Source organism: Bacterioplanes sanyensis (assembly GCF_014652515.1).
GTDB classification, from domain to species: domain Bacteria; phylum Pseudomonadota; class Gammaproteobacteria; order Pseudomonadales; family Oceanobacteraceae; genus Bacterioplanes; species Bacterioplanes sanyensis.
Map to the genome: position 1 here is coordinate 104018 of NZ_BMYY01000006.1, position 25573 is coordinate 129590.

Annotated in this window: 22 protein-coding genes; 14 read left to right on the plus strand and 8 right to left on the minus strand. The window is 54.6% G+C overall.

The window, feature by feature from the left end; translation table 11 throughout:
- Window positions 1–23 precede the first annotated feature (23 nt).
- Entirely contained in the window at window positions 24–509 is a 486-nt protein-coding gene (locus tag IE090_RS10630) for a thioredoxin family protein (protein WP_189388363.1), read from the minus strand.
- A 213-nt stretch (window positions 510–722) separates the two neighbouring features.
- The gene (locus IE090_RS10635) at window positions 723–1058 is read right to left on the minus strand and encodes a zinc ribbon domain-containing protein YjdM (protein WP_189388364.1); all 336 of its coding nucleotides are present in this window, start codon (window positions 1056–1058) and stop codon (window positions 723–725) included.
- A 428-nt stretch (window positions 1059–1486) separates the two neighbouring features.
- Here IE090_RS10635 and IE090_RS10640 point away from each other — a divergent pair, with 428 nt between their 5' ends.
- From IE090_RS10640 to IE090_RS10650, 3 genes are all read left to right on the plus strand, one after another.
- A complete protein-coding gene (locus IE090_RS10640) occupies window positions 1487–1837 on the plus strand; it encodes a hypothetical protein (RefSeq protein WP_189388365.1) in 351 nt (116 codons plus the stop codon).
- A 128-nt stretch (window positions 1838–1965) separates the two neighbouring features.
- A complete protein-coding gene (locus tag IE090_RS10645; protein WP_189388366.1) occupies window positions 1966–3333 on the plus strand; it encodes a sodium-dependent transporter in 1368 nt (455 codons plus the stop codon).
- A gap of 128 nt (window positions 3334–3461) precedes the next feature.
- On the plus strand, window positions 3462–5030 hold the full coding sequence (locus IE090_RS10650) for a BCCT family transporter (RefSeq protein ID WP_189388367.1): 1569 nt from the start codon (window positions 3462–3464) through the stop codon (window positions 5028–5030).
- Here the strand turns inward: IE090_RS10650 and IE090_RS10655 are convergent, their stop codons facing one another.
- Window positions 5031–5684, minus strand: a complete 654-nt coding sequence (locus IE090_RS10655) for a replication protein P (protein ID WP_189388368.1) — start codon at window positions 5682–5684, stop codon at window positions 5031–5033. It abuts the gene before it with no gap.
- Window positions 5602–6783: a DnaT-like ssDNA-binding domain-containing protein gene (locus IE090_RS10660; protein WP_189388369.1), complete on the minus strand. Its 1182-nt coding sequence runs from the start codon at window positions 6781–6783 to the stop codon at window positions 5602–5604. The genes IE090_RS10655 and IE090_RS10660 overlap by 83 nt, the downstream gene beginning before the upstream one ends.
- Window positions 6784–6907: 124 nt before the next feature.
- Here IE090_RS10660 and alr point away from each other — a divergent pair, with 124 nt between their 5' ends.
- From alr to IE090_RS10680, 4 genes are all read left to right on the plus strand, one after another.
- The gene (gene alr, locus IE090_RS10665; RefSeq protein ID WP_189388370.1) at window positions 6908–7993 is read left to right on the plus strand and encodes an alanine racemase; all 1086 of its coding nucleotides are present in this window, start codon (window positions 6908–6910) and stop codon (window positions 7991–7993) included.
- Window positions 7994–8004: 11 nt separating this feature from the next.
- The gene (locus IE090_RS10670) at window positions 8005–8388 is read left to right on the plus strand and encodes an MmcQ/YjbR family DNA-binding protein (protein ID WP_189388371.1); all 384 of its coding nucleotides are present in this window, start codon (window positions 8005–8007) and stop codon (window positions 8386–8388) included.
- 88 nt (window positions 8389–8476) lie between these two features.
- The gene (ahr, locus tag IE090_RS10675; RefSeq protein ID WP_189388372.1) at window positions 8477–9478 is read left to right on the plus strand and encodes an NADPH-dependent aldehyde reductase Ahr; all 1002 of its coding nucleotides are present in this window, start codon (window positions 8477–8479) and stop codon (window positions 9476–9478) included.
- A gap of 10 nt (window positions 9479–9488) precedes the next feature.
- Window positions 9489–10217 (plus strand): AraC family transcriptional regulator, encoded by a 729-nt coding sequence (locus tag IE090_RS10680; protein WP_189388373.1) that lies wholly within the window; start codon window positions 9489–9491, stop codon window positions 10215–10217.
- 317 nt (window positions 10218–10534) lie between these two features.
- On the opposite strand, the gene IE090_RS10685 is transcribed toward IE090_RS10680, so the two are convergent.
- Window positions 10535–11287 carry a substrate-binding periplasmic protein gene (locus IE090_RS10685; RefSeq protein ID WP_189388374.1) on the minus strand — a complete coding sequence of 251 codons (753 nt, stop codon included), beginning with the start codon at window positions 11285–11287 and terminating at the stop codon, window positions 10535–10537.
- Between the two features lie 119 nt (window positions 11288–11406).
- Complete coding sequence (locus tag IE090_RS10690; protein ID WP_189388375.1) at window positions 11407–12594, minus strand: thiolase family protein; 1188 nt, start codon at window positions 12592–12594, stop codon at window positions 11407–11409.
- A gap of 394 nt (window positions 12595–12988) precedes the next feature.
- Here IE090_RS10690 and IE090_RS10695 point away from each other — a divergent pair, with 394 nt between their 5' ends.
- From IE090_RS10695 to IE090_RS10705, 3 genes are read left to right on the plus strand one after another with little or no spacing between them, the layout of a single operon-like run.
- Window positions 12989–15775, plus strand: coding sequence for a hypothetical protein (locus IE090_RS10695; protein WP_189388376.1), 2787 nt, complete (start codon window positions 12989–12991; stop codon window positions 15773–15775).
- 20 nt (window positions 15776–15795) lie between these two features.
- Window positions 15796–17721 carry a DUF1302 domain-containing protein gene (locus IE090_RS10700; protein WP_189388377.1) on the plus strand — a complete coding sequence of 642 codons (1926 nt, stop codon included), beginning with the start codon at window positions 15796–15798 and terminating at the stop codon, window positions 17719–17721.
- A gap of 38 nt (window positions 17722–17759) precedes the next feature.
- On the plus strand, window positions 17760–19118 hold the full coding sequence (locus IE090_RS10705; protein WP_189388378.1) for a DUF1329 domain-containing protein: 1359 nt from the start codon (window positions 17760–17762) through the stop codon (window positions 19116–19118).
- Between the two features lie 56 nt (window positions 19119–19174).
- Here IE090_RS10705 and IE090_RS10710 read toward each other — a convergent pair whose 3' ends face one another.
- Entirely contained in the window at window positions 19175–20149 is a 975-nt protein-coding gene (locus IE090_RS10710) for a serine/threonine protein kinase (protein ID WP_189388379.1), read from the minus strand.
- A gap of 21 nt (window positions 20150–20170) precedes the next feature.
- The gene (locus tag IE090_RS10715; RefSeq protein WP_189388380.1) at window positions 20171–20920 is read right to left on the minus strand and encodes a ComF family protein; all 750 of its coding nucleotides are present in this window, start codon (window positions 20918–20920) and stop codon (window positions 20171–20173) included.
- Between the two features lie 69 nt (window positions 20921–20989).
- Between IE090_RS10715 and bioB the strand changes: the two genes are divergently transcribed.
- The 4 genes from bioB to IE090_RS10735 all read left to right on the plus strand — a co-directional run bounded on the left by bioB (window position 20990) and on the right by IE090_RS10735 (window position 25535).
- Window positions 20990–22045 (plus strand): biotin synthase BioB, encoded by a 1056-nt coding sequence (gene bioB, locus IE090_RS10720; RefSeq protein ID WP_189388381.1) that lies wholly within the window; start codon window positions 20990–20992, stop codon window positions 22043–22045.
- A gap of 157 nt (window positions 22046–22202) precedes the next feature.
- A complete protein-coding gene (locus IE090_RS10725) occupies window positions 22203–22454 on the plus strand; it encodes a flagellar basal body rod C-terminal domain-containing protein (RefSeq protein ID WP_189388382.1) in 252 nt (83 codons plus the stop codon).
- A gap of 11 nt (window positions 22455–22465) precedes the next feature.
- Window positions 22466–23410 (plus strand): putative metalloprotease CJM1_0395 family protein, encoded by a 945-nt coding sequence (locus IE090_RS10730; protein ID WP_189388383.1) that lies wholly within the window; start codon window positions 22466–22468, stop codon window positions 23408–23410.
- Window positions 23411–23729: 319 nt separating this feature from the next.
- Window positions 23730–25535, plus strand: a complete 1806-nt coding sequence (locus IE090_RS10735; protein WP_189388458.1) for an acyl-CoA dehydrogenase C-terminal domain-containing protein — start codon at window positions 23730–23732, stop codon at window positions 25533–25535.
- Window positions 25536–25573: the final 38 nt, after the last annotated feature.

Here is a 25573-nt window from a genome sequence, read left to right on the forward strand (position 1 = left end):
AACCATCACCGCTTGTTGCTACGTTAAGGGGCTGTTGATGACACTTGGCTGCTCTTTGCTATGTCCTTGTCCAGCGCAATAAACCAGTCGTTAATGGACGTCACTTTCGAATGGCGAGCGGAGGCAAATTCACCGCCTTCGGCCACGTAACGCACGCTGTGCTGCTGATCCATAATGGCAATAGACGGAATGCCTTTGCCTACTGGGTCACCAAAGCGTTCAGTAAATGCCATGTTTTTATCCCAACGGCCAATATCCACATGCATGACTACATAGCGCTGTTGAATGGTGCTGGCTAATGGCTCTTCAGCGAGTTTTTTATTAAAACTGCGGCAATCTGGGCACCAGTCTGAGCCAAAAATAACCAGTATTTGCTTTTGTTGCTGTTGCGCCAGCTGGGTGGCTTGTTGCAGCTGTTTTTCTGGATCTGCGTCTGGCTCATATTGATAACCTTGAGCCATTGCACCCAGGGTGGTTAGCCACAGGCATAAACTCAGCAGTGTTTTCATCGTAGCGTATCCTTACTTAACAGATTCGTTGTTGGTCGTTGTTTGATGCAGTGCTCAGCGGCCATGCAGAAAGTCACAGGCTCGTCGGCCTTTGGGCCAATAGATATATCACAAAAGGCATGACTTACCCTGTGCTACTTAACCGAAGCGGGGCCCATATATGGCTTGGGCCTGCCTCCACATTCGGTACATAAACCAGCAGTGCTGCAGGTATCATGCTTTTTTTACAAATTGTGCAGTGACCATTATTTCGCCGGCGCCATCGACCTTGCAATCCAGTTGGTGGTCTTTGCCATCGACGATGCGGCGAATCAGCGCTTTGGTGCCGATTTTAAGCACCATAGAGCTGCCTTTTACTTTTAGATCCTTGATCAAAGTGACTTTATCGCCCTCAGCCAGCTGGGTACCGTTGGCATCCCGCACTAGAATGCTGTCTTCTTCTGAGACGGCATTCGGGTTCCATTCATAGGCACATTCTGGGCAAATCAATAAATCTTGATCTGGATAGACAAATTCAGATTCACATTTAGGGCAGGGAGGAAACGACATAAAAACTCTCGAGGCAATCAAAAAAATAGGGCTGTCTCACCGTCCTGTTTGCGGTGCAGCGTGCGAGTAACGGGCGCTCAGACCATGGCGCTTGTGACAAAAAATGACCAGTGTTGGTCAATCAACGACATTATGAAAACCTGCTGCACGTGCTCTACGCGCTCTGTGACGAGCCGAACGGTTTAGAGGCTAGTGAAGTATCATAGTGTGTAATACATCTGAAACGTACCCGTGCGGGTGTAAAAACCGATGCAATGTCGCTGAGTGATGTATGCGATAGTTGAACACTGTGTGCGTGCAGGCTCCCCAAAGCCTGCGCAAAGTGAGGATAACAGCGTTCTATGTTTGTGCTTTGCTTGGGAGGCTTTTACTGTGCTTGTGCGTGACCGAGTCTCATGGTCCACCAGTCTCTGGCTAAGGAGGTAAATGTGCCGGTTTTATTGCAACTCAGCAAAGTCTTGCAGGCGCTGGCTTTACTGATCACGGCCTTGGTCGGTGCTCAAGTGATGATGATGGGAACATGGTTAGCGTTAGGCTTGGCGGTGTTACTGACTTGGTCAATATTTTGGCCAATGTTACATAGGGCAGCGGTTTGGGCAGGACGAGCCGCGGGTGTGCTGGCGCTGATATTACTTGCTCTCTTGCTGGCGGCTGGGGACGTAAGGGAGGGCCACCATTTGAGTAGTGACTACCAAATTATTGCCACGGGGCTGTTTTTTATCGCGGGTTTGTCCATATTGTTGTGGTTGTTTGCCCCAGTAAATAGAGCGGGCCAATAAGGTTCCAGCTACTGGCTTAACGGCGATACTTGTCGAACCTCGGTTCTTTGGTCAACAGAGGTTCAGTTAGCCCGCGACATCAGTATAATCGCCGCTTTTTCGCCGACAGAATCTGCCGTGGAGGCGCAATGGCTGATACACACACTCCCGTACGCTGGCAATCACGCCGCGCATTTATTCTTGCTGTCACTGGTGCGGCTGTCGGGCTCGGGAATATTTGGCGCTTTCCTTATATTACTGGCGAAAACGGCGGCAGTGCATTTTTGCTGCAATACGTCGCCTTTATTGTGCTGCTTGGGCTGCCGGTCATGATGGCGGAAATCATGATTGGCCGTACCGGACGAGCGGGACCATTGGCTGCTTTAACCCAGCTGGCGCGTGACAATGGTCGCAGCCGTCAGTGGAGCAAACTGGCGGTATTTGGTGGTTTAACCCTGTTTTTAATTCTGTCTTTTTATGCCGTGGTGTCCGGCTGGTCGTTGGCGTATTTAGGCAAGTCGATCAATGGCGATTTTGTCGGTTTGGCGGCGGCGGACGTCGGTGCCCAGTTCAATGGTTTTTTACAAGATTTACCCCTAATGCTGGGCTGTCATTTGGCGTTTTTGCTGATGACCATGCTGGTGGTGGCGCGCGGCGTTAGCGCTGGCTTAGAAAAGCTGAATAACTTATTGATGCCGTTATTGTATTTGTTACTGCTATTGCTGGCGGGCTTTGCCGCCACCACACCAGGCTTTGGCGAGGCGCTGCATTGGCTGTTCTGGCCTAACCCTGAAGCACTCAGTTGGCAAGCCACGTTAGACGCCATGGGACATGCGTTTTTTACCCTGGCGGTGGGGGCATGTGCATTAATGGCCTATGGCGCCTATATGCCAGAAGAGCAAAGCCTGCCGCGCGCAGCGGTAGCCGTGGCGGTGCTCGACGTGGTGGTGGCCTTGTTGGCCGGCATTGCGATTTTTGCCGTGGTGTTCAGTCATGGCATGGAGCCTGCCGGCGGGCCTGGGCTGATGTTTGTGACCTTACCGGTGGCGTTTGCAGAGGTACCGGGTGGCTCTCTGTGGTTGTCGGCGTTTTTTGTTTTGCTGGTGCTCGCGACCTGGACCAGCTCAATTAACCTAGCCGAGCCTTTGGTGGCGATGTTGGTCGATAAACAGTGGCCGCGCCCTTTGGCGGCGGCTGTGGTCGGTGGCTGTGTATGGATGCTGGGCGTGCTGGCGGCGTTGTCGTTTAGCTTGCTGTCTGACTGGCACCCATTGGGCTTTATCGCTGTATTCGACGGTAAAACCCTGTTTGACTTGCTCACCAGTATTCCGCCGGATTTATTTTTACCTTTGGGTGGATTGTTTATCGCCTGGTTTGCCGCACGTGGTTTAACCACGGAACAAATTGAAACGGCGCTTGGCAGCGCCTTCATGGCGCGGTTGTGGCGGGTGGTGGTGATGTGGGTGTCTATCCCGATGTTGCTGGCGGTGTTATTGATTACCCTGTACCGCTGGTAGCCAGAGCTGACATCTGTGCGCTGTTACCTTGCACACGGCGTGTGAATATGGACAATTCCCGCCCCGCAAAGCCCATCTCATGATGGGCTTTTTTTATCCCGGTTTGTCACCGGCTCACAGGAGACTTCATGCAAAACATTAAAACTGAGTCGGTGCGAACGCCCCTGGCTCATGGCCCACCGCAAGGCTGGCTGGCTCATATCGACTGGCCCGTTCTGGTGTTCAGTGGTGGCTCTCTGGTGCTTTTCACCCTGCTCTCGTTATTCAATCAACAAGCCGTATCTGACTGGGTCTCATCCAGTTTTTCCATTGCCACCCAATGGTTTGGGGTGTATTGGCAAATCTTATTATTACTCACGTTTTTTATTGGTCTGGTGTTGGCGTTTGGCCGTACCGGCGATGTGGTGCTGGGCGGCACCGATCAACCTGAAATGTCGACCTTTCGCTGGACCAGCATCATCATGTGCACCTTGCTGGCCGGTGGCGGTGTGTTTTGGGCGGCGGCGGAGCCGATGGCGCATTTTACCTCGCAGCCACCGCTGTTTGCGGCAGAAGAGCCGGGCAGTTTAAGCGCGGCGCATCACGCGCTGGCGCAAAGCTTTATGCATTGGGGCTTTCTCGCTTGGGCCATTCTCGGCAGTTTGACCGGCATTGTGTTTATGTATTTGCACTATGAAAAAGGTCTGCCACTGAAGCCCCGCACCTTGCTGTACCCTGTGTTCGGTGACAAAGCCTTGCACGGCCCGCTGGCCAGTTTAGTCGACGCTGCCTGTGTGTTGGCGGTGGTGGCCGGTACCGTTGGGCCGATTGGCTTTTTGGGCTTACAAGTGAGCTTCGGCTTGGAAAAGCTGTTCGGCATTCCCGATACCTTTGCCACTCAGCTGGCGGTGTTGTTGGGGCTGATTGTACTCTACACCTTATCGTCGGTCTCGGGTGTGACCAAAGGCATTCAATTGCTGAGCCGCTTTAATGTGGTGCTGGCCGTGGTGCTGATGGCCATTATCGTGGTGTTTGGGCCGACGGCGTTTATCTCCGATGCCTTTTTGGCTGCGTTTGGTATTTATCTCGATCAGTTTATTCCCATGGCCACCTTCCGTGCTGATCCAGGCTGGCTGGACTGGTGGACGGTGTTCTTTTGGGGCTGGTTTTTGGGGTATGGCCCTTTGATGGCGATGTTTGTCGCCCGTATTTCTCGCGGTCGTACCATTCGCCAAATGGTGGTGTTGATTTCACTGTTAGCGCCGGTGATTACCTGTGTGTGGTTTACCATCATCGGCGGTTCTGGCTTGGCGTTTGAGTTGCAGCAGCCCGGGGTGATTTCGGAGCCCTTTACTGGCTTTAACTTGCCCGCTGCGTTGTTGGCCATTACCGAGCAATTGCCGGCAGGGTTTTGGATGTCGCTGGCGTTTTTGGTGCTGACCACGGTATTTGTTGCCACCACAGGGGATTCCATGACCTATGCCGTGTCGATGGTAATGACGGGGCATGATCACCCACATAGTGGCGTGCGCGTATTTTGGGGCGTGATGATGGGGATCATGGCCGCGGTGCTGATTTCCCTCGGCTCAGGGTCTATCTCGGCGTTGCAGTCCTTTATCGTGGTTACCGCCGTGCCGGTATCGCTGGTATTGCTGCCGAGTCTTTGGACGGCACCACGCATTGCCCGACAAATGCTGCAACAACAGCAGGGTCAATAGTTACAGCGCGTCTTTGAGTGCCTGCAAACGCCGCTGCTGCTCTTCTGGCGGCAGCGGTACCACGCTTTCTTGTGGCAGCGCAGTCGGTATCTCCAGCTCCAAGTCTTCGCCTTGCTCCAAGCGCTTGAGCAGCAGCTCATAATTGCGTTGAAACACGGGGAAGGCTTTGTGCTCTGGGGTATTGGCGAGAAAATACCAGTCGCTGGCACGGCCAGCGTAATACACCGCCGCATGGCTCCAGTTAAAACTCTGCTTTGGGGACGGCGCCCGGCAAGCCTCGATGTACGCCGCGTGGGCATCCGGCAGCCCCAGCACATCGGCGCGATCACAGCGGCGCACCACCTCGTGCACGGTGGGCAAATAGGTGCTGTCTTTTACCGCTTTTTCTGCCGCGCGCATGATGACGTCACCGGAATATTCTACCAATAGCCGCGCCCATAAGCGCTTGGCCATGATCAGGGTGTCGTAATCGGGAAACGCCTTTAAAAACTGGTTGTGGTAATTGAAGCGAAACAACTCAAATATTTGGTTGATGGCCTCTTTTTGTTCCACGCTGGGCGGTGTGGGTGCATCACCAGCTGGTGTCTTTGAGTCGTTGGACGCTGGCTTCAGCTGTTGCGTAATGCGGTTGAGCAGTTGCTTGCTGTTGTCCATGGGAGGCTCCTTGAGGTTGCTGCGCTAGGCGCTGCGCCCACTTCTGTTTAACGTATTGCAAAAAACGGCTGTTCCAGCTGTTGTGCGCCTGGCCCGAGTCGCGCCAGTAGAGCACAAACTCGCCCACCAAGGCTTGGGCAAACTGACGGTCGATGTGCCCCATCGCCAGAATATCAAAGCAGTCTTCAGCTGGCTGCCAGTTTTCTGGAATGGGCGTGGGCAAGCTTGAGTGCTCAACGGAGGCACTGTAGCGCGCCCATTGTTGGCGCACGTGCTGGATAAACTTGCTGTTCCAGGTTTTAAAGGCATCGCCGCGCTCAGACCAATAGAGCACAAACTCAGGCACTGCGTCGCTGATAAACTGCGGATCGACGCCGGCACGCTGTAAAATCTGGCAGGCATCTTGGCTGGGCTGCCAGTCAGCGGCAATGGGGCTGGCTTCTTCTTGTTGCGGTCGAAAGCTGGTGCGCTCCATATGGCGCCGCTCACGCTGGGCATCGTTCTGGGTAAACACCCATTGCTGCTTTACATGGCGGAAAAAGCGCGTGTTCCAGTCGTTGCGGTTGGCACCTTGCTCCTGCCCTTGCAGCATAAATACGTCGCGCTGGTTCATGGCGAAGCTGCGGGGAATGCCATGTTGCTCCAGACGTTGCAGCGCATCCTCACTGGGGTGCCACTGCCTAGACAACGGCGCGTGTGACTGCGTCGCTGCTTGTGCTGGGGTTGCTGCGGCGAATTGCTGTGGGCTGGGCTCGTGCACAGAGTGCTGCTGCACGGCGGCTCTGTTATGTGCGGGCCGCGGTGCTGCATGCTGAGCAAAGCTAAAGGCCAAGGTGGCGGCTTCGGCAAAGCCAGGCCCTTGCAGTTGCAGCAAGCCTTTCTCCAGCAGGCTGGCTAACACGCGGCGCACACTGACGTCATCCCAAAACGGCAACTGTTGGCGCAGGGCATCGGTGGTGAGCTGATACACCGGCCCCATTTGCACACTGGCGGCATCATTGAACACGGTCAGCAACACGGCTTCTTCCAGGCCGATGGTCGCCGCCAATGTTGACGACAGGGCAATGGTTTTATCCGTGAATAGCGGGTGGCAGGGCATGCATTCGCATCCGGCAGGTAAGTTGATACATAATGCCGGCATTGTACTGTGTTTGAACTGCCACTTAACAGCGGCTGTCGGCTAAGCGACGGCCGTTTTTTGTTTTTGTGAGGGACGTGAAGGTATGACACGCGCAACCCGGGCCGTTATTAATTGGGCCAACCTGAGACACAACTACCAGCTGGCGCGCCAGCACAGCGCTGGCAAAGCGCTGGCGGTGGTCAAAGCCGACGGCTATGGCCATGGCTTAGAAAACTGCGCCCGTGCGCTGGGCGACGCCGATGGCTTTGCCGTCGCCTGTGTGGATGAAGCGGTGCGCCTGCGAGAGGCGGGCATTAAGCGCTCCATCTTGGTGCTGCAAGGGGCCTACAACCGCGAAGAATGGCTGATTGCCTCGCAGCTGGGTTTGCAGCTGGTGGTCCATCATGAGCAGCAACTGCAGCATGCCGAGGCTGAAAACCTGCCCAACTTGGTGCCTGTGTGGCTGAAAATCAATACCGGTATGAACCGCGTTGGCGTGTTTCCTGAGCAGGCCAAAGCCTGTGTCGAGCGCATTCAACAGCATTCACAACTGCAGCTGGTCAGCGTCATGACCCACTTTGCCAATGCCGATACTGGCCAGCCTGAAGACGTGGCCGCGCCCATGGCGTTGCTGCAGCAGGTGGCCGATGAGCTGCCAGGTATTCAGCTCAGTGCCTGTAACAGTGCCGCCATTCTGGGTGATAACGGTCTTGCTGATGACATCAGCCGCCCCGGCATCATGCTCTACGGCAGCTCGCCCATGCTGCAGCAAAGCGCGGCTGAGCTGGGCCTGAAAAGCGTGATGAATTTGCAGTCAGAGGTCATCTCCATTCATGCCGTTAAACAAGGCGATGCCGTCGGTTATGGCGGCGATTGGGTGGCGCAGCGCGACACCACCTTGGCGGTGGTCGCCATTGGCTATGGCGATGGCTATCCACGGCACGCACCTTCGGGTACCCCGGTGATGGTGGCTGGGGTAGAGTGCCCGCTGGCGGGGCGGGTATCGATGGACATGATTACTGTTGATATTACCGATCACCCCCAGTGTGAGCAGCTGCAGGTGGGCGCGGAAGTACAATTGTGGGGTGATCAGCTAGACGTCGATCGCATTGCCAGCGCCGCGGGCACCATTGCCTACGAGCTGTTTTGTCAGTTAACGCCGCGGGTTAAGCGCGTGGCCTGCGAGTAAGGAGCACCCTCATGGACGAGAAAACTTTGGCCCAATATTTGGCCGACAAACCCGAAGCCGAACTGGATTATCCGTTTGGCCCGGAGGCTCAGGTTTATAAAGTGGCGGGTAAAATGTTCGCCCTGTTGTACAGCCACCAAGGCACAGTGCGGGTAAACCTCAAGTGTAATCCGGAGCAAGCTCAGCAGTTGCGCGACGTGTTTGCAGGCATCCTGCCGGGCTATCATATGAACAAGCGCCACTGGAATACCATCTTGCTGGGTCAGGATGTGCCGGATGGCGAAGTGCGGCGGTTGGTGGATCACTCCTACGGCTTGGTATTAGCCGGCTTGCCCAAGGCCAAGCGCCGTCATTTTGAAACCTGTTATCCAGCTGATCAGCTGTACTGTGATTGAGACATAGCGTTTTGGTGGTATGACTCGTGCCATCGAGCGCTCTGGCCCAGAATGACAGCACACACATTAATTACAGGTGCAAACAGCCATGATTAAAGCCTATGCAGCACAGCAAGCCGGTGGTGAGTTAACGCCCTTTGAATACGACCCAGGCCCTTTGGGTGATCACGACGTTGAAATTGACGTGGAGTATTGCGGCATTTGCCACAGTGACCTGAGCATGCTCGACAACGAATGGGGCATGAGTCAGTACCCACTGGTGCCTGGTCACGAAGTGGCGGGTAAAATTGCCGCCGTCGGACGTCATGTTAAACAGTTTACGGTCGGTGATCGTGTCGGCTTAGGTTGGCACGCCGGTTACTGTGGTGACTGCAATACCTGTCTCGACGGTGATCACAACCTGTGCAGTCACGCCGAGCAAACCATTGTCGGTCGCCACGGCGGCTTTGCCGACAAAGTCCGCGCTCAGGCCACCAGCGTGGTGAAACTGCCTGAAGGTTTGGACGCTGAAGTCGCTGGACCGCTGTTTTGCGGTGGCATTACCGTTTATAACCCGATGAAGCAGTTTGATCTCAAGCCAACCGCGCGGGTGGGTGTGATCGGCATTGGCGGTTTGGGCCATATGGCGCTGCAGTTTTTGAATGCCTGGGGCTGTGAAGTGACGGCGTTTACCTCCTCGGATAGCAAGCGCGAAGAAGCCTTGTCGCTGGGCGCCCATCACACTTTGAACTCGCGTGATAGCCAAGTATTGGAGCAGGCCAGTGGTCGCTTTGATCTGCTGCTGTCGACGGTCAACGTCAAACTCGATTGGAATGCCTACCTCAACACACTCAAACCCAAAGGTCGTTTGCACCTTGTTGGTGCTGTGTTGGAACCGCTGGATATCAGCGTATTCCCATTGCTGGCCGGCCAGCGCAGTGTGTCCAGCTCGCCTGTGGGCAGCCCGGCGACCATTGCGCAAATGCTGGAGTTTGCAGCGCGCCACGACATCAAACCACAGGTGGAAGTCTTCGATATGCAAGACGTTAACCAAGCCGTTGAGCGCTTGCGTAATGGCAGCCCACGCTACCGGGTAGTACTGAAACGGTGATGAACATCTGATGCAACCCGCGCTGGAGCTCCGTCGCTATAGCCAGGAAACCAAGTCCCATCAGCATGACTATCATCAGCTGGTACTGCCGGTGCAGGGCCAGCTGGAAATGACGCTGGAAGGGCGAGGGGGCTGTGCCGACGAGTCGCATCTGGCGCTGGTATCGGCTGGTATTCGCCACGGGTTTGCGGCGCCGGTGAGCAATTGCTTTATCGTCGCCGATATTCCCACCGATTGGGTGCAAGGGCTGGAAAACTGGCCTGCGTTTCAACAGTTAGACGCCCCGTTGCGACAGTATGTGCAGTTCTTGTATGCCCAGCTGCAGCAGCATCCGGGCGGTGCTGCTGAACGCCATATGCTGATGCTACTGGTGCAACTGCTGCAGCAACGGCAAGGCGGTGATGCGGCCAAAGGGCCGGATCAGCGCATGCTGGCGGTGCGCAGTTACATCGACGAGCAGTTTAATCAACCGCTGACCCTGGCACGCTTGGCTGCCGTGGCTAACTTGAGCGTGCGCCAGCTATCCACGCGTTTTCGCGAGTTTCAAGGTGAAACCCCGCTGCAGTATTTGACCCGTTTGCGCATGCAGCGAGCGCAATGGTTGCTGCAAGCAACGCCGCTGCCGATTCAGCAAGTGGCCGAAGCGGTGGGCTACAGCAGTTTGGCGGCTTTCAGCGATCGCTTTCGTCAATTTAGCGGTCAGTCGCCGCGTTATTATCGCCAGCACGCCCCACGTTAACGCGAATAACCGCCAGATCGGCAAAGTATTCCTCCGGATGGGCAAAGACATCCACTCGCTCCGCGCTATCCTATGCACATTGCAAATCGGCTCAGTGCTTCGCTTTATATAGGTGTTCATCGGTATTTAGCGTGCTGATCGTCATTCGCAGAGTTGTTTTGGACATTGCTCGCAATGTCTATGTCATGTTTTCTCGTACTACCTCGCTCAGACTCTGATCTCTCTCCGCTGTGTGGATCAGCTTGAGGCGCCGCTTCTCCGTTGTGAGGAGCGGCTTTTTTTATGCCGATAATAAGTTGGCGGTGTAACACAACCCGTTACATCGAATCTTCCGGCGGCAAGCCAAGTTCGATCAGGCCGCCTGCGGCGCGCAGCTGCTTTAGGCCTTGATTAAAACGCCGTACCAAATCTGGGCCGTCGCTCTTTTTTTTCGACATCAGCAACAAGCCACCATCCTGGCGAATGGGTTTGGGGTGATAGGTGATTTGGGCACGCTGTTCGGCGCTGAACTCTTCTAAGAGGCCCATGCCGGCAATGCGGTCGATGGGGAATAAATCAATGCGATCATGCAATAGCATGGTGAACAGCATGCGATCATCGTGCGCGGCATGCAGGGTGGCCACGCCTTGTTCGTGTATCCGTGAGAAATCTTTGCCATAGCCGTCGCCGGTCAACGCATATTGAGCAACGCCGATGCGCATGCCTTTAAGATCGCTGTACTCCTGCCAATCAAACTCACGGTCAGAGCGGTGAAAGAATACGGTTTGCGCCATCATCACCGGGTCGCTCATGTGAAAGAGTTGTCGCCTTTCTTCGCTGTCGTACCAAACCGCGGTGGCATCAAACTCGCCGCTGGCGGCAATCTTGTAGGCTCGATTCCAGGGAAAAAAAGAAAACTCGACGTTAATGCCTTGGTTGGCAAAAGCTTGCTGGATGGCATGGGAGGCCAGACCAGCATGAGGGGCTTGGCTATCGTGGTAGGGCGGCCACTCACCGATGGCAATGCGCACGGTTTCAGCACCGGCATGGGTGGCTAGGCACAGTAGTAAACAAACAAGGATCTGGCGCATAGAACCTCCGACGGTTGGGCTAACCATAGTTCCAACTGTCGGAGTTAGGAAGGCTGATGCCAGCCAGTCAGCTCACCTCTTCTGGCAATGGAAGGCGATGCACTGACTGGCAAGACGCGTTACAGCAGCTCAATGGCCATAGCCGTGGCTTCACCGCCACCAATGCACAGCGCAGCAACGCCTTTGCTACCGCCGGTGTTTTTCAGTGCATTCATCAGCGTCACGATCAAGCGCGAGCCAGTGGAGCCTACCGGATGGCCTTGGGCGCAAGCACCGCCATAAATGTTGACCTTGTTGGCATCCAGCCCCAGCTCATCAATCGGCATCATGGCGACCATGGCGAAGGCTTCGTTGATCTCGTACAGGTCGACATCGTCTGTGCTCCAGCCGGTTTTTTCCAGCAGGGTTTTAATCGCACCAACCGGTGCACAGGTGAACTCGCTGGGGTGCTGAGACTGGGTGCTGTGCGCAACGATGCGTGCCAGTGGCTGTAGGCCTTTCGCTTTTGCCGCCGATTCGCTCATTAGCAACAAAGCCGAGGCGCCGTCGGAAATAGACGAAGCGTTGGCGGCGGTCACGGTGCCGTCTTTTTTAAAGGCCGGGCGCAGGGATGGAATTTTCTCGATATTGGCGTTAAACGGTTGCTCGTCTTGCTCTACCAAGGTTTCGCCTTTGCGCGTTTTTACCGTGACTGGCACGATCTCGGCGTTATTCAGGCCTTGCTCGATGGCGTCTTTAGCGCGGGTCAGTGAACGAATGGCGTAATCGTCCATTTGCTCACGGGTGTAGCCTTTTTGATCGGCCATGTCTTGGGCAAAGGCGCCCATCAACTTACCGGTTTCTGCGTCCTCCAGGCCATCCAGGAACATATGGTCTTTCGGTGCCGAACCATGACCCATGCGGTAGCCGGTGCGCGCGTTTTCCAGAATATATGGGGCATTGGACATCGACTCCATGCCGCCAGCGACAGCGATTTCAACCGAGCCTGCTTTGATGGCATCGTGGGCCATCATGGTGGCTTTCATACCAGAGCCACACAGTTTGTTGATGGTGGTGGCACCGGTGGCGTCAGGCAGGCCTGCCTGGCGCATGGCTTGGCGCGCAGGGCCTTGCTTAAGACCCGCTGGCAATACGTTACCCATGATGACTTCTTGCACGTCGGCAGCTTCGATTCCCGCGCGCTTAACCACTTCGGCGATGGCGATGGCACCCAGTTCGGTGGCCGGAACAGCCGCTAAGCTGCCTTGGAAGCCGCCCATCGGCGTGCGTGCGCCGGCGACAATAACAACAGCATCCTGATTAGACATACCACATGCTCCTAACGATTGGTGAATGGCGCATTCTAGGCTAAGCGACAGCCGCTGGACAGTTGCGGTCAATCGGGGGAACTACTAGGTCGTCTGGTACCGTCGACAATGTCCTATTAGCAGCGGCTGAAATGGTCCAGAAAAATGCGGCCCCATAAGCGTTGTTTCCCCATGCTGGCGGGGCTGAGCAAGCTTTGTTGCCCGCTGTCTCAGGCTGCCATCATGGCGTGCAATGTTACATTTAGATACAAAAACTGCAGAGGGATAAGCCGGAATCATACTTTCGAGTGATGAGGGTGAATGCGCGCCACCTTATAGTCGTCATATCTTTTTAGAACCATCCTGGCGTTCTGAAAGTGCACCGATAACCATAAAAACACAGACAGGTAGCAATATGGTGAAGAAGACCCTTCTCAGTCTGGCCGTCGCAGCGTCCGCTGTTGGCATGGCCGGTTGTCAGCTCAGTAGCGTTGATGGCAACGATAAAGTCGATGACAAGCCGATTACCTCTGGCCAAGAGGGCGCCGAGCGTAGCTCTGTCTCTCCGGTATTCTCACCGGCTAATTCATTACTGCCGCCCAACATTGATTTGCTGTTTGCGCAAGCGGCATCCACCGATGGCACGGCACAATTGAGCTCAGCCAGCTTGCCACCAGAAGTGGCCATTAATAAGCTGCCTGGCTTCTCTACGACGGCCGCATTTTACCTGCCATTTAACGGTGCACTGGATGCTGACAGCGTTGCCGCTGGCAGCACTGTCTTTCTGGTCAAGCTGAAAAATCAGGATGACGATGCCAGCATTGATCCGCTGGACATCACCTCGATCGTCGCTGCCTTCCCGCAAAACCCAATCGCCGAAGACAGCATTCAGTCTGGCTTCCAGGCGGATTACGTGGAGCTGGCTGATGGCACCCATACCATTCGCATTATGCCAACCGAACCGCTCGACCCGCGCACCAAGTACATCGTTGCTTTGACCGACGGCATTAAGGGTGCAGACGGCTTGCCGGTGCGTCCATCGGCGGATTATGAATTGTTAAGCGGTGATCTAGAGCTGCCTTCGTCAGCCCTGGCACCTGTGCGTGAGGCCGTTAAAGGTTGGGAGCAAATCGCCGGTGGTTTCTTGGCGCAAGCTTCTTCTGGCGCGTTGACTCAAGATAACGTCATCATGAGCTACGCCTTTACCACCAACTCAGATGCCAAAGGCCTGACCCGCTATGCGGCGCCAGGGCTGTTTGTGAAAGACCAGTTGCCGTTGGCGCAAGCGGAAGGCTTACTGGACGGTGCACAACCCGGGACTACCGACTTAATTGCCGCGGGCGTGGTACAAGCCGGCGGCGGTAATCCAACGGATCCTGCGCAAGTGGCAGCTGCCAAGCAATCACCTCAGTATGAAGCGGCGCTGTACAACACCATTATCTCTTTGGATGAAGAACTGGGCTTGCCAGCAGGGCTGAACATTAACAGCGCGGTGCGTGCACCGGCACCACGCAGTGTCGATATTATTGACGTCACTGCAGCCGTGGGCGCCATGGGTGTACCCGCAAACACCCTGAATCCAGCACTGCCAGCAACGGCCAGTGTTTATCAGGGCCAGATTCAGCTGCCGAACTTCCTAGAACTGCCAGTTAAAACCAGCGAAATGACGCCGACGGGCATCGCTGCGGCGATGTCGATGGATGCGGATTGGGAGGCCAATACAGGCGTCGGCGCGATTCTGGACGGAGCCTTCGGCAATCCATCGGGTACCACACCGCCGAAAGACGCTGACGGCAGCACCAACGTAACTTGGCGCTATCCGTTCCCGCAGCCGGTAGAAACCAATAACGGCATGAACTACGTGCCGTTGATGGTGACCTTGCCCAACTCGGGCGCGTGCGGTGAAGAAGTGCCTGTGGTGATGTTTGTTCACGGCATTACCTCGAACCGTGCGTCTTCTCTGGCTTATGCCTCTAATATGGCAGCCAACTGTGTCGCCACGGTGGCGATTGACTTGCCGTTGCACGGTATTGCTCCGGTGACCTCAGACAGCAACGGACAAGCGGTGGATAACTCCTTGCTGGGCTTAAGTGTTGATCCGGCAAATGCTGCATTTACCGGCTCGCCTTGGGCGGGTGTAGCGGCACAGAGCGGAGCCTTCCCGAACCTGCAAGAGCGTCATGGCAACATTTATCAGGATGGCAATAACATCCGTAAAGACATGGTGTTCGATGCCTCGCCACTGGCGACGGCGGCAGAAGGTGACGCCGTGCGCGAAGGTACCTCAGGCTCGACCTTTATTAATCTGAGCAACTTCACTCGTACCCGTGACAACATGCAGCAAGCGGTGGTGGATCTGCTGAACCTGAATGCGTCACTGGACAACATCGACAATACCCTGCCGATTAACTTCGATCTGGACAAAGTCTATGTGGCTGGCCACTCGTTGGGTGCGATTTTGGGCACGACTTACGCGGCGGTGAACAACGATGCTGAGGTGCTGGCGTATAACCAGAACCTGAACCGCATTCAGGGCGTGATCTTGGCAAATGGCGGCACCCATGTCTCCAAGCTGCTGGAAAACTCCATTGCCTTTGGCCCAACCATTTTGGGCGGCTTGAAAGCAGCCGGTGTTGAGCAGGGGACTGCCAACTTCGAAACCTTTATGCACGTGATCCAAGCCACCATCGACGTGGTAGACCCCGCCAACTCAGCGCAGAAACTGGCTGCTTCGGGTACGCCGGTCGCTCTGTTTAACATGGTCGGTGGTGCTCCGCTGCCAGCCGATGCCTCAGGTGTGAGCTTCCCGGATGCCTTGAAAGCGGCGAACATGTTCTTGCCTGACCACACGGTGCCAAACTTCGACTACTTCGGCAATGAGGCCACCAACCCATACGCTGCTTTTGCACCAGCACTGGGTCTGCAAGCGGGCATCATGACAGCACAGGCGCCCATGGTCGGTACCACAGGTCAGGCACAGCTGATGGGCTTGGATACTGTAAATGCCGCCACGGACGTGACCGCCTTGACCGCACCAGTACAGGTTCAAGTGCGCTTTAACCAGGGCACACACAGCACCTTCGCGGCCGGCGATGTACCTGCGGCCTTCGGTGAAATGGTGCGCCAGTCGCTGATGATGGTGAACGGTGCCTATAACACTGCGGCGAACACATTGAACACCAGTGTTCTGGAATCTAACTAAGGTCTGGCGGAGTAATAACAATGACAAGCAAAGCCAAGCAAACAATGTTTAAAAAAGCCCCGCTGGCACTGGCCCTGATGGGGGCGATGCAAGCCCAAGCGGCGGAATTTTATTTCGGTGATGTTTACGCCCAGTGGGACAACACCGTCAGTTACGGTGTGGGTTGGCGGCTAGAGGACCGAGATGAATATCAAATTATGCCGGGCAATGGCGGCAAAGGTTCGTCTTACAACTATGACGATGGCACGCTGAACTACGACAAGGGCGACATTTACACCCATGTTGTTAAGTGGAGCTCGGATTTTGAAATCAGCTACGAGAACTACGGTGCTTTCTTCCGAGCCCGCGCCTATTACGACACGGCGCTGATGGACGAAGAGACTGATTTCAAACCGCTGATTGATGAAACCAAGGATGCCGCAGGTAAGGGTGCTGAGTTGCAGGATGCCTATGTTTGGGCGGATTACTACGTCGGCGATGCCCCTGTTAGCTTGCGTGCCGGTCGCCAAGTGGTGAGCTGGGGTGAGAGCACCTTTATTCAAGGTGGCATCAACAGCATTAACCCAGTGGATGCTTCTGCTTTCCGTAAGCCGGGGGCTGAGGTCAAAGAGGGTTTATTGCCGGTCAATATGCTGTATACCTCGATTGGCCTGACCACCAATGTGTCGTTAGAAGCTTTTTACCAGCTGGAGTGGGAAAAAACCCGCTCTGACCCATGTGGCACCTTCTTCTCCACCGTCGACTTCGTTGCCGATGGCTGTGGCCCAGTCGTGCTGGGCGGTGAAGCGGATGAGCGCGATATCCTGGCTCACCGTCAGCTCGAAATCGACACCAATGTGCCGATGACTCAGCGCGTTGCGCCGATTACTGAGCGTTTGGATGATGATGAAGCAAAAGACTCCGGCCAGTACGGTATGGCGGTACGCTGGTACTCAGAAGAATTAGGCGATACTGAGTTTGGCTTTTACTACATGAACATCCACAGCCGTCTGCCGTACATTAACGGTGCGGTCAGCAACCAAGATCGTTTAGGCGCGATTGATGGTGTGATTGGTGGCGGCAGCTCTGCCCCAGTCAATGAGGATGCAACTTATAACTCGTATCGTCCGGTGTATCAGATTGCATACCCAGAAGACATTCAGATTGCTGGTGTTAGTTTTGCCACGTCCACCGAAAGTGGTGCCTCTATTTCCGGTGAGATCAGCTACAGGCCTGATGCGCCGGTACAGTGGAACGCTTTTGAGCTGATTCTGGCCGGTAACGCCGTGCCTTGGAGTCGTCTGTATCAGCAACGTGCTGCTGAGGCAGGGGGTGATGAAGAAGCGCGTCGTTCACTTTATGGCGAGCTGTCACAGGGGTATGACGAGTTTGATATTTGGCAAGTTCAAAGCACTTACATCAAGTTTTTTGATCGCGTGATGGGTGCAGACCGTGTGTCCTTGATCGCAGAGGCCGGTTTGACTTATGTCGACGGCCTGCCAGATACGGATGAAGCGCGCTATGGCCGCTCCGGCGCTTACGGTATTGGCAATAACGACGGTGTATTCTCCGGTCTGCCTGAGTCTTACAACCCGTGTTCGGCCGACTTTTTGCCGGACGGAACTACAGGCAATAGTTCCAAGAACACTCAGACCAAGCACTGTACTGACGAGGGCTACACCACTGAGTTGTCAGCCGGTATTCGCGCACGTGTGTCAGCCACTTACAACAACCTGTTCTCTGGTGTCAACGTGACGCCACAACTGAGCGTCGCCTATGACGAGGGCAATGCGCCTGAGCCAGGTGGGCAGTTTGTGGACGGCCGTCTAACGACAGGTCTGGGAGTGAACTTTGTGTATCTGAACCAAACCTCGTTTGATATCAGCTACACCAATTTCTCCGGTGGTGACTACAACCAGATCAAAGATCGCGACAACATCACGTTCTCGGCTAAGTATTCTTTCTAGGTCAGAGCTCAGTGCGAACACTATTGAGGTTTAAAACGATGTTTAACAAATACAAGCAATGGGGCGGCGCGTTAGCGCTGTCCCTGATGGCTGCTTCAGCGCAGGTTGGAGCCTCTGAGGCAGACGCCGCTAAGTTGGGTAATGAGCTGACGCCAATGGGCGCCATCATGGGGGCTGAGGGCGATATTCCAGCCTGGAACGGTGGCCTGACCCAAGCGCCTGCTGGCCATAAAAAGGGCGATAAGCCGACGAATCCGTTTGCCGACGACAAGCCTAAGTTTGTGATCACGGCGGCTAATTACAAAGACTATGCCGATAAACTGAGCGATGGCCAAAAGGCCATGTTCGAGAAGTACCCAGAAACTTTCCGCATGCCGGTGTACGAGACTCGCCGCACCGCGGCTTATCCGCAGCACATTTACGATGCGACCAAGCAGAACGCCACGCAAACCAAGCTGGTGGCGGGCGGTAACGGCCTAGAAAACTACGTTGAAGGCGCGCCTTTCCCTGTGCCAGAAAATGGTCTTGAAGCTATCTGGAACCACATCGTGCGTTACCGCGGTGGCAGTGTGCGCCGTGTTGTTGGCCAGGTAACACCGCAAGTAAACGGTGATTACACCGTGGTGCGCTTCCAGGATGAGTTCACCTTCCGTAATAAGTTGTCTGACTTCAACCCAGAAGAAGACCAAAACGTTCTCTTCTACTTTAAACAGGACGTTCTGTCACCAGCGCGTCTGGCGGGCAACGTACTGTTGGTGCACGAAACACTGGACCAAGTAAAAGAGCCACGTAAAGCTTGGGTTTACAACGCTGGCCAGCGTCGCGTTCGTCGTGCGCCACAGGTAGCTTACGATGGCCCAGGTACAGCTTCCGATGGTATGCGTACTGCGGATAACTTTGATATGTACAACGGTGCGCCTGATCGCTACGACTGGAAGCTGATCGGCAAGCAGGAAATGTACATTCCGTACAACTCTTACAAGTTGAAAAGCGGTGACCTGAGCTATGACGACATCGTTAAAGCCGGCCACATTAACCAAGACCTGACGCGCTACGAACTGCACCGTGTGTGGAAAGTCGAAGCTACCTTGCAAGACGGTAAGCGCCACATTTATGCCAAGCGTGTGTTCTACATCGATGAAGATACTTGGCAAGCGTCTGTGATCGACCATTACGACGGTCGCGGCGAGCTGTGGCGTGTGGCAGAAGCACACAGCCTGATGTACTACGACTACTTGGTGCCTTGGTACGCGCTGGAAGTACTGTACGATTTGAACTCTGGTCGTTACCTGGCTCTGGGCTTGGATAACGAAGAAGAAGGTGCATACGAGTTTGGCTTTGAGCGCAGCCAGCGCGACTATACCCCAGCGGCTCTGCGTCGCTCTGGGCGTCGCTAAGTGCTACTAAGAAAAAGGCCCTGCGGGGCCTTTTTTTATGTCTGCGAACTGGTTTTTTAAGCAAAGAGTGTCAGAGGTTCATCGTCGAGGCTGGCCTGCTGCTCTCGCAGTGACAGTAGATGTTGCGACCAAAACTGATGGCCGGTAAACCAAGGAAACGCTAGAGGGAATGCTGGGTCCTGCCAGCGCTGGCACAGCCAAGCGGCATAGCGAGCAATACGCAAGGTACGCAATAACTCAATGTGTTGTAACTCGTGGGCTGGAAAAGAGCGAAACACCTCATAGCCGCGAGCAATGGCTTGCAACTGAGACTGTTGTTCATCGCGCTGACCGCTTAACAGCATCCAGATGTCTTGAATGGCAGGCCCTTGTAGGCAGTCATCGAAATCGACGAAAAACAGCTCGTCATAGCGCAGCAGCAAATTGCCGTTATGCAAGTCGCCATGCAAGCGCAATGTTTGCCACTCTGGGTTGCTCAAGCGCTGAGCCAATGCGGTCATGGTGCTGTCATAAGCCGGGCGGTAGTCTTCCGGCATCAAGCCACTGTCTAGCACCTGTTGGTGTGCCTCGGTCAAGTCCTCCAGCGGCTGCAAGATGCGACGCGCACTGAAGGTTGCTCGGCTGCCGACCTGATGAATACGGGCCAGCCAACGGCCAATGGTTTCCAGATCATGTTCGTTACTCAGCTCCGGCGCATGCCCCCCGCGCTGGGGAAACAGCGCAAAGCGATAACCTTGGCATTCAAATAGGGTTTCACCTTGTTGCTGCAGCGGTGCGACAACGGGGACTTCTTCATCCGCCAGTTGTAATAAGAACGCATGCTCTTCTCTGATCGCCGCATTTGACCAGCGCTGAGGCCGATAAAACTTAGCGATGAGCGGCGCCTGGTCTTCAATGCCGACCTGATAAACGCGGTTTTCGTAGCTGTTAAGTGCAAGCACGCGGGCATCGCACAGGTAGCCAAGGGACTCAACGGCATCCATCACCCGGTCGGGGGTGAGGTCGGCATAAGGCAAATTTAATTCAGACATGATGGTGATCTTAGTTGGCATTTATGGCGCTTTTAAGGTGCGCGCCAGCGCCCAGCATCCTACCAGTTTTACGTCTTGTTGTTTGAGCAGCTTGGCTGCGCGCTCAAACGTTGCACCACTGGTCATCACATCATCGACCAATAAAATGTGCCCTAGATCGAGCTGTCGCTGTGCCTGCTGCCAACGATTTTTGTCCAGATGCAGACTGTGACGTAGGTTTCGGTGGCGCTCGGCTACGGTTAGGCCGCGTTGATCTCGGCCCGGTGTCAGACGAAAGACATGGATGAGTGGTCGATCGAGTATCTGTGCCAAATGGGTGGCCAAGGAATATGACAAATTAAAACCTCGTTTAAAGCGCTTTTTGTGTGCTGCCGGAATGCAGGCGATGGCATCTGGCAGAATACTCGGTGGAATAAACGCATCACCAGCCAAGCGCTGTAAGCGGTCATGCCACATTGCTGAGTGATGATCTTTGCATTGCATCAGCCAGCGGTCGAGCGGGAAGGTGTAGTGATAGCCGGTGCTGGCATAGTCGAACATGGGTGGGTGTTGCTGGCACTGACCGCAGCGCAGCAGGCCAGCGGTAGCGATGGGTTGCGCACATTGGCTACAAGCGTGGCAATTGATGGGGAGGTGTTGATAGCAGTTATGACACAAAAACGGATGTGATTGATCTAACCCGCTCAAACACCATTCGCAATGGGCCTGGGCTGTCATAAATAGGGTTAACTGTTGGTGTAAATTTAACCACTGGTTGCCGATATATTTCATCTGAGTTGACCACTTACGGTGCCGGTTTATATTGCCTAACTTCATTACAAGCATAATTAGGGGCATTCGATGATCACGGAGCAGCAGAATACGACAGCCATGCGACATGACTGGACCGTCGATGAGGTGCAGGCGCTATTCGCCAAGCCGATGAATGATCTGTTGTTTGAGGCGCAAACTGTTCATCGTCAGCATTTCGATGCCAACTCCGTCCAAGTCAGCACTCTGCTGTCAATTAAAACAGGCGCTTGCCCCGAGGACTGCGCCTATTGTCCGCAAAGTGCGCGCTACGACACCAAGCTGGAAAAAGAAAAACTGATGGAAGTCGAAGCCGTGATCGAAAAGGCCAAGGCTGCCAAAGCTGCTGGGTCGCAGCGCTTTTGTATGGGCGCGGCTTGGCGCTCACCACGCGAGAAAGATATGCCCTATGTCGAGGCAATGGTCAAAGGCGTCAAAGAGCTGGGGCTAGAAACCTGTATGACCTTGGGGATGCTGGATGCTGACAAAGCTAGCCGCTTGGCCGATGCCGGTCTCGACTACTACAACCACAACCTAGATACCTCGCCTGACTACTATGGTGAAATCATCACCACCCGCACTTACAGTGATCGTTTAGAAACGTTAGATAACGTGCGACGTGCCGGCATGAAGGTGTGTTCTGGTGGCATTTTAGGTATGGGAGAGTCGCATAAAGATCGCGCCGGCTTGCTGGTACAGCTGGCTAACCTGCCGCAGCACCCTGAATCTGTGCCCATCAATCAGCTGGTGCGTGTGGCGGGCACACCGCTGCAAGACCAAGAAGCAATGGACCCATTGGATTTTGTTCGCTGCATCGCCGTCGCGCGTATCATGATGCCGAAGTCTCATGTGCGCTTGAGTGCTGGGCGTGAAGAGATGACTGACGAAATGCAAGCCATGTGCTTTTTTGCTGGCGCTAACTCCATCTTCTACGGCGAGTGCTTGCTGACCACACCTAATCCAGCGGCCAACAAAGACCAAGCGCTGTTTGCTCGTCTAGGCATCAACCGTGACCATCAGGTGACGGCCGCACCGAAAGAGCTGGACGAATTGCTGGCGGTGAAAGAAAACCCAGAGGCTGCTTTTTACGACGCTGTGCAGTCATAGCAAAGCGCTCGACCAAATCGGCGTTTTCTTGAAATGTGATTCAGTAAACGCCGACTGTCATATGTGACACATTGAACGTTATCCCGTTATCTGGCGTTGGGGACTGGTTTTGTTTATATTTTGACCAATAAGCCAAAAACCACTACGGGAGGCGCTTATGAATATCGGATCAACTGCAGGCTCGGCGTTTACTACAGCCTCTACGGGTGTCGCTCAGGGCATTGACCAAGTGCGCCAAGCAGCCCAGCAGGTCAATGATGCCACCACAACTCGGCCAGTGGAAAACTCGCCTGAAGTGAGTGAAGGTCTGGTGAACCTGCGCGAAGGTGAGCGTCAGGTCGAAGCCAACGCTAAGGTATTGGAAGCCGCCGACCAGCAGCTGGGAACGCTGATTGATATTCAGGCTTAGCGGACAAGATCATGCAAATCGTCGCTTCACCTGCCAGTCTGCCGACGATTACTGCTGCGCCAGCGGCAGCGAATGTCAGACCTGCCAATAGCACCACTGCTCAGCCTGAGTTGAGCGGTAACAGTGCTTTTGCACCTGTCGCAGGTGCAAGTTCAAGCAGTGCTTCCCGCACCGCCGACACCTATCAACTGCCCCGTGGCAATGCCACCCAAATCGCATCAGAGTCCACTCAGGCGGCTGAGGATGATGTACGTGCAAGTTCGACTGGCAGCGACGAGGGTGTTTCTTCAGCACCAGATTCACAAGGCAAATCTGCCCCCGAGGCTGAGGCTGCCAATGAAGCGGACGGCTCCGCTAGCGATGCGCAGCAGCAGGCTGAAATCAAACAAATTCAACAGTTAAAGCAACGCGATGCCGAAGTACGTGCTCATGAGCAAGCCCATGCTGCTGTTGGCGGCAACCTAGCCGGTGCCGCCAGTTTTAGTTATCAGCGTGGCCCAGATGGTGTGCGCTATGCGGTGGGCGGTGAAGTCAGCATTGATGTCAGTAAAGTAAGCGGTGACCCACAAGCCACACTGGAAAAAATGGAGCGTGTACGCCGCGCTGCATTGGCGCCGGCGGAACCATCAGCTCAGGATCGTCAAGTCGCTGCTCAAGCGGCACAACTGGCGGCTGAGGCTCGGTTGGAAATGGCTGCTGAGCAGCGCCAGCTAGCACGTCAGCAAAGCAGTGCTTCCGAAGCGGAGCGCCAAGAAGTGCGTGCTGAGCTACAAGAAGCCCGCGAAAAGCAGCGCGCAGCCGAAGAAAAGGCCGAGAAAGAGGAAGAACCTACGGTGTCGGCTGCCGAGCGTTTTGCTGAATACAACGCTAAGGTACGCCGCATTAACGAAACCCTATTGCGTATTTCTCAGCCTTCCCCCATCACAGCCGGTCAATTACTCAACGATATCGCCTGATATCTGGTTCAAGGCTCTCATTTTCACTATCACTGTCACTCCTTCACCGCTTTGGCGGTAGGTCGCTTAGTGATGGCCCTTACGCCCTTCTCGATCTTTGTCTCTATTAATTTTCTGTGCGGATGGCTGTGACGGTTTCTACTTAACGGTTTGATGCACTTCGATGCTTGACAAGGGCGGAGGGCGAACGTATGTTTCAAACACTTGTTTGAAATGACGATGGTGGCGGTCGATATGCGATCAGCCTATTGTGATGACTCATCGTCGATTACAACGGCAGCTAGCGCTGCAAAAGATAACCGGCAACGAGGTCTCTCCCATGCCTGATTACAAAGCCCCTCTTCGTGAAATTAAGTTCGTAATGGATGAGTTGCTGGAAATGCCTAAGCACTATGCCAGCATTCCAGCTTATGCCGAGGTTGCGACACCAGATATGGTCGAAGCCATCATCGCTGAAGGTGCTAAGTTCTGTGAACAAGAGCTGGCCCCCATTAATCGCACGGGTGACATCGAAGGCTGTACCCGTCATGAAGATGGTTCAGTAACTACGCCAACGGGTTTCAAAGAAGCCTATGCAAAATATGTAGAAGGTGGCTGGCCATCATTGGCACACGAAGAAGAACACGGTGGTCAGGGCTTGCCAGAGTCTCTGGGCATTGTCATGTCGGAAATGGTGGGTACGGCGAACTGGTCTTGGGGCATGTACCCTGGCCTGTCGCATGGCGCTATGAACACGATTGAGTTGCACGGTACATCTGAGCAAAAAGAAACTTACCTGACCAAGCTGGTGTCGGGTGAGTGGACCGGAACCATGTGTTTGACCGAACCTCACTGTGGCTCTGACTTGGGCATTTTGAAGTCCAAGGCCGAAGCCAATGCTGATGGCTCATACAGCATCTCTGGCACCAAAATTTTTATCTCAGCTGGCGAACATGACATGGCTGAGAACATTGTTCATATCGTACTGGCGCGCCTGCCAGGAGCACCTGAAGGCACCAAGGGTATTTCGCTCTTTATTGTGCCTAAATTCCTGCCTAATGAAGATGGCACTATCGGCGAGCGCAATGCCGTAAGTTGTGGCTCAATTGAGCACAAAATGGGCATTCATGGTAATGCGACGTGTGTGATGAACTTTGATGGCGCTAAAGGCTGGTTGATTGGCCCAGAAAACAAAGGCCTGAACTGCATGTTCACCTTTATGAACACTGCTCGTATCGGTACAGCGCTACAAGGTTCAACTGCGGCAGAAGCGTCTTTCCAAGGTGCTCTGGCTTATGCCAAAGACCGCTTGGCGATGCGCTCTTTGTCTGGCCCTAAAGCACCGGAGAAAGCAGCCGACCCAATCATCGTTCACCCAGATGTTCGCCGTATGCTGCTGACCCAGAAGGCCTTCTCTGAAGGTGGTCGTGCGCTGGTATACCTAGCGGCGCAGCAAAATGACATCGTCAAAAAAGGCGAAGATGAAGCTGAGCGCAAAGCCGCTGATGAGCTATTGGGCTTTTTGACTCCAATCGCGAAGGCCTTCCTGACCGAGGTGGGTTGTGAAGCGACTAACTTGGGCGTTCAGGTATTTGGTGGTCACGGCTTTATTGCTGAGTGGGGCATGGAGCAACTGGTGCGTGACACCAAGATTGCGACTATTTATGAAGGCACCACCGGCATTCAGGCGCTCGACTTGCTGGGTCGTAAAGTACTGATGACCCAAGGTGAAAGCCTGAAAAACTTCACCAAGATTGTGCATAAGTTCTGTCAGGCCGAAGAAGGCAATGAAGACATGGCACAGTTCGTAGCACCACTGGCGGCACTCAACAAGGAGTGGGGCGACCTGACCATGAAGGTGGGCATGGGCGCAATGAAAAACCGCGATGAAGTCGGCAGTGCCTCGGTCGATTACCTGATGTATTCCGGCTACGCTGTATTGGGTTACTTGTGGGCACGTATGGCCAAGGTGGCGCAAGATGCACTGGCGGCCGGCACCACGGAAGAAGACTACTACAAGGCTAAAATTGCCACAGCGCGCTTCTACTTCACGCGTATTCTGCCTCGTACCAAAGGTCATGCTGAAAGCATGTTGGCGGGTGCAGATACACTGATGGATATTGCGGAAGAGCACTTCGCCTTCTAATAGATAAGACTTTTTGCTGAGTCTTAGTTACGAGAAAG

Coding starts and splice junctions, on each gene's coding strand:
- IE090_RS10635 (WP_189388364.1), bottom strand. CDS start 1,058: ATGTCGTTTCCTCCCTGCCCTAAATGTGAATCTGAATTTGTCTATCCA.
- IE090_RS10650 (WP_189388367.1), top strand. CDS start 3,462: ATGCAAAACATTAAAACTGAGTCGGTGCGAACGCCCCTGGCTCATGGC.
- IE090_RS10630 (WP_189388363.1), bottom strand. CDS start 509: ATGAAAACACTGCTGAGTTTATGCCTGTGGCTAACCACCCTGGGTGCA.
- IE090_RS10670 (WP_189388371.1), top strand. CDS start 8,005: ATGGACGAGAAAACTTTGGCCCAATATTTGGCCGACAAACCCGAAGCC.
- IE090_RS10695 (WP_189388376.1), top strand. CDS start 12,989: ATGGTGAAGAAGACCCTTCTCAGTCTGGCCGTCGCAGCGTCCGCTGTT.
- IE090_RS10690 (WP_189388375.1), bottom strand. CDS start 12,594: ATGTCTAATCAGGATGCTGTTGTTATTGTCGCCGGCGCACGCACGCCG.
- IE090_RS10655 (WP_189388368.1), bottom strand. CDS start 5,684: ATGGACAACAGCAAGCAACTGCTCAACCGCATTACGCAACAGCTGAAG.
- IE090_RS10735 (WP_189388458.1), top strand. CDS start 23,730: ATGCCTGATTACAAAGCCCCTCTTCGTGAAATTAAGTTCGTAATGGAT.
- IE090_RS10680 (WP_189388373.1), top strand. CDS start 9,489: ATGCAACCCGCGCTGGAGCTCCGTCGCTATAGCCAGGAAACCAAGTCC.
- IE090_RS10710 (WP_189388379.1), bottom strand. CDS start 20,149: ATGTCTGAATTAAATTTGCCTTATGCCGACCTCACCCCCGACCGGGTG.
- IE090_RS10715 (WP_189388380.1), bottom strand. CDS start 20,920: ATGAAATATATCGGCAACCAGTGGTTAAATTTACACCAACAGTTAACC.
- ahr (WP_189388372.1), top strand. CDS start 8,477: ATGATTAAAGCCTATGCAGCACAGCAAGCCGGTGGTGAGTTAACGCCC.
- IE090_RS10705 (WP_189388378.1), top strand. CDS start 17,760: ATGTTTAACAAATACAAGCAATGGGGCGGCGCGTTAGCGCTGTCCCTG.
- IE090_RS10645 (WP_189388366.1), top strand. CDS start 1,966: ATGGCTGATACACACACTCCCGTACGCTGGCAATCACGCCGCGCATTT.
- IE090_RS10685 (WP_189388374.1), bottom strand. CDS start 11,287: ATGCGCCAGATCCTTGTTTGTTTACTACTGTGCCTAGCCACCCATGCC.
- IE090_RS10660 (WP_189388369.1), bottom strand. CDS start 6,783: ATGCCCTGCCACCCGCTATTCACGGATAAAACCATTGCCCTGTCGTCA.
- alr (WP_189388370.1), top strand. CDS start 6,908: ATGACACGCGCAACCCGGGCCGTTATTAATTGGGCCAACCTGAGACAC.
- bioB (WP_189388381.1), top strand. CDS start 20,990: ATGATCACGGAGCAGCAGAATACGACAGCCATGCGACATGACTGGACC.
- IE090_RS10700 (WP_189388377.1), top strand. CDS start 15,796: ATGACAAGCAAAGCCAAGCAAACAATGTTTAAAAAAGCCCCGCTGGCA.
- IE090_RS10730 (WP_189388383.1), top strand. CDS start 22,466: ATGCAAATCGTCGCTTCACCTGCCAGTCTGCCGACGATTACTGCTGCG.
- IE090_RS10725 (WP_189388382.1), top strand. CDS start 22,203: ATGAATATCGGATCAACTGCAGGCTCGGCGTTTACTACAGCCTCTACG.